Below are 6,430 nucleotides of genomic sequence, written 5' to 3'. Positions count from 1 at the left end.
GCCAGCTTTTCCGTCAAGCGGGCCCGTGCTCAGTCCACACGCAGCGCTGCCACTGATGCCGTGTTGCAGCAGTGGTTGCAGCAGGTGTATGCGCCGATTGATCGGCTTCTGGCGCAAGTGATCAACCCATTTCCAGCCCAGCTCAAGGCCCTTTCCGCAGATCCCTACGACGACACCTTGATGGAGTCATTCTGTGCCTTTCTCGAGCAGGGCCAGGCCCGCATCGACAAGGTTGAGTTGATCTACCGCTCTCAGGTATGTCCACCAGGGGGACAAGCATTTGCCCTCGATCTTTATCACTGCCTCAGCTTGGTGAAAGACGCTCTCACTGAACTGGAGCGCTACACCATGGGCTACGTGGATTCATATCTGCACGACGGCAGGGAGCTTCTGAAGCAGGCTCGACTGCGCCGTCAGTCATTGCAGTCCCAGAGGCGGGAGCTAGCTGGTTGAGTGAATTTAACTTGGTGTGGTTTCAATTTGCGCGGTAATGACTGCCTCTGGAGAAAAGAGGGCCGCCAAAAAACCTCCTAGCACCATTATCAGGAGGCAGAAGTAAAACGCTGCAAATAAAACGGTGTGGGTTGTTAACGGGAAAAGCATTACTAGCAATGTTGCTGCATAGGGTGCTGCCATTCTTTGCCTTTCGTGGCATGCCAGCGCAAACCAGCGCCAGCCAAGTGCTATTGCTAGCAGGAGGCCGCCAAGGCCAATTAACCCTGTTTCAGCTGTTAGTTCTAGGTAAATGTTGTGGGCATGGGTGGGCTTGTCTCGATGGCCATGGGGAGTGAGCTGGGCGTATAGCGGGTAGGCAGGGCGGAATGCATTGATGCCAACCCCGGTAAGGGGGCGATCTTGAATCATTTTTAGCCCTGCGTCAACAAGAAAAGCTCTGTCGGAGGTGAAGCGGTTTAAAGAATTAAACAGTCGCTTGCTTGATTTGGCATCGCTTGGATTTTCGCGTAGCTCCTGAAGTGAGGCGACCATTTCGCTTCCGGAGGAGATCATCCAGCTCGATCGTTGTTGAAGGGTTGGTGCAAATGGATATACAGCAACTACGGTTGCCACCAATATTGCTAAGCCAATCAGGCGGGTGCGCCTACTCCAGAGATTCGATAGTGCGATCAGGCCTAAGACCAGTAGTAATAGATTATTGCGTTGGCCCGAGAGAGTCACCGTTATTACAATTCCACTTAGTAGGGCAATGGCCCAGCGATGGCGTTGTTTTAGAGGCTCCCACAGCACCAGTGGGGTCATTGCTGCCACGATTATGCCAAAAATGCCGTTGGTAGTGAACGGCCCATTAATCATCCCCTCCGCTTTTGGCGTGATCCTAAATACATCTGCGCCGGTGAGAGCTTGCAGTAGGCCATCGCCGATCCAAGCGGCAATCACTATCACTAGACCAGTCTGCAGCCAGCTGTGATCTTGCTGGCGGCGGAGCCCATAGAGCACGCTCAGGCCGGCCAGACCAACCAATACAACTGAGGCAATTTCACCCCAGCTTTTGCTAGGAGCTAGTGATGTGGGAATTGATAGCAACCCTGGAATCAGCAAACACAGCAGCAGCAAACCCAGCCGTTTGGCAGGTTCAGCAACCGCTCGCCATTCGCCGCGCCAGGTAAGGGCTAAGCCCAGCAGGGCTGACCCCACCAACGGCACCCGGTATTCCCCCGGGAAGGGCTGCCAGGCCACCATCAGGAGCGCAAACAACCGGCAAAGATTGGTCAGAGTCAACGCTCTACCAAGGTTGCCAAAGGTCACAAAGCTGGAAAGTCTGTTCAAGCAGGAAAGGCCTCCAACTGGTCTAGCCGTAGCCACACATCCGGCACCGGGCGTCGCCAGCGCAGCTGGGCATAGTCACCCTTGATGGCCAGGATTTCGCCAGGACCTTCTGCCAAGTAGCCCGGCAGTGCATCGCTCGCGCTGGCTTCCAGGCTGCCGAAGTAAGCAGCTTTGTCTACCCGCACCAGGCTGCCCTTTTTCAGGGGTGTCTGAGCTTGCGTCTGTACTTGCGGCTGGGCGGGAGGTGCTGGGGCGGCGTCAGCCATGTTTCATTTGTCTGTTGGCTCAGGTTAAGGCGCTTCGTGCAGTCCAGACCAGCTCGTCTTAGTTGCAACCGCCTAGCCTCCCTCAAGCTGTTAGGTCTGAAATGCGGCTGCTGCTGCTGGGTTGTTCGGGGTTTGTAGGTCGCGAGCTGGTGCCTTTTCTGCTCGAGCTAGGCCATGAGCTGACCCTCGTGAGCCGTCAGTCCCAGCCCTTTCCGGCTCTGGTTGGTAAGAGACTGGCCTGCATACGCCTAGATCCGGCCGATGCGGCCAGTTGGGCTGATAACGGCCTCGATAGGGCCCTCTCTGAGGCGGAGGGTGTCGTGAACCTCGCCGGTGAGCCGATCGCTGAACGTCGTTGGACAGAGGCTCACTGTCAGCTGTTGCTGCAAAGCCGCGTTCGCACAACTGAGCTGCTGGTGGCTGCCTTGGCGCGGCTGGAGCAGCCCCCCGCAGTGTTGGTTAATGGTTCAGCCGTGGGCTTCTACGGCTCCAGTACGCAGACGCGCTTCAGCGAGACCAGCCCAGCCGGGGGCGATTTTCTGGCCGAGATCTGCCAGCGCTGGGAAGCGGCCGCTGATCAGGTTCCAGCTGCTTGCCGGCTGGTGAAGCTGCGCATCGGCATCGTGCTGGGCCCCGATGGTGGTGCCCTCGGCAAGATGTTGCCCATCTTCCGTTTGGGTTTCGGTGGGCCGGTCGGTTCCGGACGCCAGTGGATGAGCTGGATTTATCGCCACGACCTCTGCCGCCTGATCGCCACGGCCCTTGAGGATGGCGCCTACAGCGGCGTCTACAACGCCGTTAGCCCGGAAGCCACCACCATGGGCCTGTTCGCCAGTGCCTTAGGCAAGGCCCTAGGCCGTCCCAGCCTGCTGCCCGTGCCGGGGCCGATCCTGCAGCTGCTGCTTGGCGACGGGGCCCAGGTGGTGCTGGAGGGCCAGCAGGTGCTGCCCGAGCGCTTGCTGGCCCAGGGATTCACCTTTCAGTATCCCCAGCTCAGCGCTGCCCTCGCCGCTGCCACCAACCCAGCACCCCGCTGAGCAGCGCCGCTCCCATCAACAAGCCAATTGCCGGGGTAAAAAGCGGTTCCCACAGCCGCTGAAACAACTCCAGGGGGGCTTCGATGTGTTGGCTGTGCAGGGTTACGGCCACCGCAAACCAAATTGCCCCGGCAATCACCACAAACACATCCACCACCAGCAGGGTGTCCATCGATCCCTTGAGTTGCTGCAGCAAGCTGGGGGGGGTAGGTGTGGTCATGGCAGCTCAGAGGCCTGATTAGGGCACAGCATTGCCATGATCGCCGCTGCCATCGCCTGGCTGCCGCCGGGCGCGCCAATTCGCTCCAGGCCAATGGCGGCCAGGGATTGACGTAGGGCTGGTCCTTGCTCGTGATCGCTTTGCTGCTCCAGCAGGCCTTGGGCTAGCAGGGCACTGGCCCTCAGGGATGCATCACTGCCGCTGCTGCCGGGGGCGCAGCGCACCCCTGGGCCAAGCAAGCGGCGCTGGGCTTCAGCAAAGCCCGCTGTGAATTGGGGGCCCTGTCCCACCAGCTGCAGCACTGGTTTGCCTAGCCCCACGGCCTGTTCGGCGGCGGTGCCAGCCATGCACAGCACCAGCTGGGAGGAGGCCAAGATCTCCCCAAACTGGCCCCAGCCAAGTTCAACTGCCAGGGGGCCGCGAACCAGCCGGTCGCTTGCCTCGAGCCGCCAGCCCAGGGGGCCGGCCAGCTTGGCAACGCGACTGCCGTCGAGCTCGGACACCAGGGCGGCGCGTAGCCGCAGGGGCTGGCTGCGCGCCCATTCCTCGGGCAGCAGGGCCAGGACCCGCAGCATCAGAGCGAAATTGCGCGCCGCTTCCGGCAGGCGGCTGCCTGGCACCAGCGCCAGAGGCTGCAACGCTGTTAGAGGCTGGAGTGATTCGCTTGTGGCGGCGCTCACCACGTCGAGGAAGGGATTGCCGAGGAATACCACGGCACGGTTCAGTTGCTGGCTGAGGTCGTTGGCGGTGAGGGAATCGCGGCTCCAGATGGCTTTGATGCTTGCTTGGTTCAGCAGCCAGCCGCAGGGCCAAGGCAGGCGCAGGCGGCCTTCGTAGTGGCTGGAGTAAGCAACTAGATAAACGGCGCTGGGCAGGCCCGAGAGCCAGCTTCCCAGTACCGCGAGCACATCGCCCACGGCCACCACCAGGCCGTAGTGGCGGCGGCGGCGGCGCAGGAGCAATAGCCGGCCGAGCACATGGCCCATCTGGCCTTCCAGCAGCTCGCTGAGCCGTCCGCGCAGGCTGGTGTAGCCGAGGCCGCCCGTGCTGCAGCTGCGGGTGCGGCCCAGCACCGGCACGCCCCGCTGGCGATAGGGGCTTCCGTGACCCACCAAGGGCAGAGCCTCAACCGGAATGCCCCGCTGCATCAGCTCGGCAGCTACGAGGGCACCACTGAGGTCTTCCCCGTGACCGTTGCTGAGTAGCAGAACCGGTTTCAACCCGCCAGCCAGGCCTTCAGCTTCTCCATGGCCTTCCAGCCTGGTTTGCGCACTAGGCCATCGGCGATCGACTTCTGCAGGTCGCCAGTCATCTCCGGCGCCATTGCCATTACCCGCTGCACAATTTCGATGTGTTCGCGCACCCCTTTGGCGCCCGTTTCCAGCATGGCCAGGCTCAGGTTGATGCGGGCCTGGGGGTCCTGGGGGTTAAGGCGCACGGCGGTTTTGGCGGAGCGCAGGGCGGCTTGGGGCTGCTCATCAAGCAGCTGCAGCCAAGCCAGGCAGGTCCATCCCGCCGACTGGTTGGGGGACTGCTCGGTGATAGCGATGAAGCTATCGATCAATTCAGCCGGTGCCACTCCCTCCTGGTAGCGCTGCATGGCCTGCTCGAACAGGGACGGTACGTCTGCTGAGGTCATAGGGAGGCGGCTTGCCTGGTCATCTGCTCAGATTGCCACCCGACGGGCATTACACCGCAAACGAGCTGCCGCAGCCGCAGGTCTGGCTGGCATTGGGGTTGGTGAAGTTGAAGCCGCCGCCGATCAGGGCACTGGAAAAATCCAGCTGCATTCCGTAGATGTAGAGCAGGCTCTTGGGATCGCACACCACCGCGAAACTAGGAGCATCGGCGGGTTCGTAGGTGTAGTGCTCGTCATCGCCCTGGATCGCTCTGGCATCGACGAAGTCCATCGTGTAGCTCATGCCGCTGCAGCCCCCGGAGCGCACGCCCACCCTCAACACCTTGGCATCGCCCTGCTGGTTCATCAGAGCCCCCAGCTGCTTCATGGCCGGTTCGGTGATCAGGATCCCCTTCCCGTCTTTGGCGGTGAAGGTGGGTTGGGCCTGGGCTGCAACAGCAGTGACAGTTTCGGTACTCATCAAGATCTACGCCAGTTGCAACCACTGTATGGAGGCTCCCCGTTCGCTGCCTGGCGGAGTGTCTCCATAGAGTCAGCACACTACTGAGGGTTGAAAGGGTGCAGGTCGCCATCGTGGGAGCGGGACTGGCCGGTTTATCTGCGGCAGTGGATCTGGTGGATGCCGGCCACCAGGTGGATCTCTACGAGGCCCGGCCGTTTCTGGGCGGCAAGGTGGGCAGCTGGGTGGATGTGGGCGGCAACCACATTGAGATGGGGCTGCATGTGTTCTTTTTCAACTACGCCAACCTCTTCGCTCTGATGCGCAAGGTGGGGGCGATCGACAACCTGCTGCCCAAGGACCACACCCACCTGTTTGTGAACACGGGCGGTGATTTGCGGGAGCTCGACTTTCGCTTCGCCCTTGGCGCGCCCTTCAACGGCTTGAAGGCCTTCTTCACCACTCCCCAGCTCGACTGGATCGACAAGCTGCGCAATGCCCTAGCCCTGGGCACCAGCCCGATCGTGCGCGGCTTGGTGGACTACGAGGGAGCCATGAAGACGATCCGAGCCCTGGATCGGATCAGCTTCCAGGAGTGGTTTGTGGGCCATGGCGGCAGTGAGCAGAGCATTAAGCGGATGTGGAATCCGATCGCCTATGCCCTGGGCTTCATTGATTGCGAGGCGATCTCGGCCCGCTGCATGCTCACGATCTTCATGATGTTTGCTTCCAAAACCGAGGCCTCCAAGCTCAACCTGCTCAAAGGGTCGCCCCACCGCTGGCTCACGGGCCCGATCCTCGACTACATCCAGCAGCGCGGCGGCCGGCTGCATCTGCGCCACCGGGTCACGGAGGTGAATTTCGAGGAGGGGGCAGCTGGCGTCGATGGCCAGCCCGCTACCCGGGTGAGCAGCCTCACTCTCGGCACACCTGAGGGCGATGTCTCTGTAGTTGCAGACACCTATCTGGCCGCCTGCGATGTGCCTGGTATTCAGCGAATGCTGCCCCAAGCCTGGCGCCGCTGGCCCCTATTCGACAACATTT

Annotated in this window: 8 protein-coding genes and 1 pseudogene; 3 read left to right on the top strand and 6 right to left on the bottom strand. The window is 61.3% G+C overall.

Annotated features, from left to right (window positions below):
- Window positions 1–453: pseudogene (locus KBZ07_RS14680) on the top strand (molecular chaperone DnaJ); the annotation flags it as partial.
- Between the two features lie 6 nt (window positions 454–459).
- Here the strand turns inward: KBZ07_RS14680 and KBZ07_RS16365 are convergent.
- Together KBZ07_RS16365 and ndhO are read right to left on the bottom strand one after the other, a co-directional pair.
- Window positions 460–1,764 carry an O-antigen ligase family protein gene (locus tag KBZ07_RS16365; protein WP_254932305.1) on the bottom strand — a complete coding sequence of 435 codons (1,305 nt, stop codon included), beginning with the start codon at window positions 1,762–1,764 and terminating at the stop codon, window positions 460–462.
- Between the two features lie 17 nt (window positions 1,765–1,781).
- Window positions 1,782–2,051, bottom strand: coding sequence for an NAD(P)H-quinone oxidoreductase subunit O (ndhO, locus tag KBZ07_RS14670; protein WP_254932304.1), 270 nt, complete (start codon window positions 2,049–2,051; stop codon window positions 1,782–1,784).
- Window positions 2,052–2,152: 101 nt separating this feature from the next.
- On the opposite strand from ndhO, the gene KBZ07_RS14665 reads away from it, so the two are divergent.
- Window positions 2,153–3,088 carry a TIGR01777 family oxidoreductase gene (locus tag KBZ07_RS14665; protein ID WP_254932303.1) on the top strand — a complete coding sequence of 312 codons (936 nt, stop codon included), beginning with the start codon at window positions 2,153–2,155 and terminating at the stop codon, window positions 3,086–3,088.
- Here KBZ07_RS14665 and KBZ07_RS14660 read toward each other — a convergent pair.
- The 4 genes from KBZ07_RS14660 to KBZ07_RS14645 are packed head-to-tail and all read right to left on the bottom strand — an operon-like array spanning window position 3,045 to window position 5,407.
- Window positions 3,045–3,308 carry a hypothetical protein gene (locus tag KBZ07_RS14660; RefSeq protein WP_106633073.1) on the bottom strand — a complete coding sequence of 88 codons (264 nt, stop codon included), beginning with the start codon at window positions 3,306–3,308 and terminating at the stop codon, window positions 3,045–3,047. The genes KBZ07_RS14665 and KBZ07_RS14660 overlap by 44 nt on opposite strands.
- The gene (locus tag KBZ07_RS14655; RefSeq protein WP_254932302.1) at window positions 3,305–4,528 is read right to left on the bottom strand and encodes a lipid-A-disaccharide synthase-related protein; all 1,224 of its coding nucleotides are present in this window, start codon (window positions 4,526–4,528) and stop codon (window positions 3,305–3,307) included. Before KBZ07_RS14655 ends, KBZ07_RS14660 begins: the two co-directional genes overlap by 4 nt.
- Window positions 4,525–4,947 carry a M48 family metallopeptidase gene (locus KBZ07_RS14650; protein ID WP_254932301.1) on the bottom strand — a complete coding sequence of 141 codons (423 nt, stop codon included), beginning with the start codon at window positions 4,945–4,947 and terminating at the stop codon, window positions 4,525–4,527. Before KBZ07_RS14650 ends, KBZ07_RS14655 begins: the two co-directional genes overlap by 4 nt.
- Window positions 4,948–4,996: 49 nt before the next feature.
- Complete coding sequence (locus tag KBZ07_RS14645) at window positions 4,997–5,407, bottom strand: iron-sulfur cluster assembly accessory protein (protein ID WP_254932300.1); 411 nt, start codon at window positions 5,405–5,407, stop codon at window positions 4,997–4,999.
- A 98-nt stretch (window positions 5,408–5,505) separates the two neighbouring features.
- Between KBZ07_RS14645 and KBZ07_RS14640 the strand changes: the two genes are divergently transcribed.
- A partial coding sequence (locus KBZ07_RS14640) for an FAD-dependent oxidoreductase (RefSeq protein WP_254932299.1) occupies window positions 5,506–6,430 on the top strand: 925 nt, incomplete at its 3' end.

The sequence above is a fragment of the Cyanobium sp. BA20m-14 genome (genome assembly GCF_024346295.1).
Note: the sequence above shows the minus strand (reverse complement) of the source record. Positions and strands in the feature narration are given on the sequence as shown.

Coding starts and splice junctions, on each gene's coding strand:
- KBZ07_RS14650 (WP_254932301.1), bottom strand. CDS start 4,947: ATGACCTCAGCAGACGTACCGTCCCTGTTCGAGCAGGCCATGCAGCGC.
- ndhO (WP_254932304.1), bottom strand. CDS start 2,051: ATGGCTGACGCCGCCCCAGCACCTCCCGCCCAGCCGCAAGTACAGACG.
- KBZ07_RS14665 (WP_254932303.1), top strand. CDS start 2,153: ATGCGGCTGCTGCTGCTGGGTTGTTCGGGGTTTGTAGGTCGCGAGCTG.
- KBZ07_RS14645 (WP_254932300.1), bottom strand. CDS start 5,407: ATGAGTACCGAAACTGTCACTGCTGTTGCAGCCCAGGCCCAACCCACC.
- KBZ07_RS14660 (WP_106633073.1), bottom strand. CDS start 3,308: ATGACCACACCTACCCCCCCCAGCTTGCTGCAGCAACTCAAGGGATCG.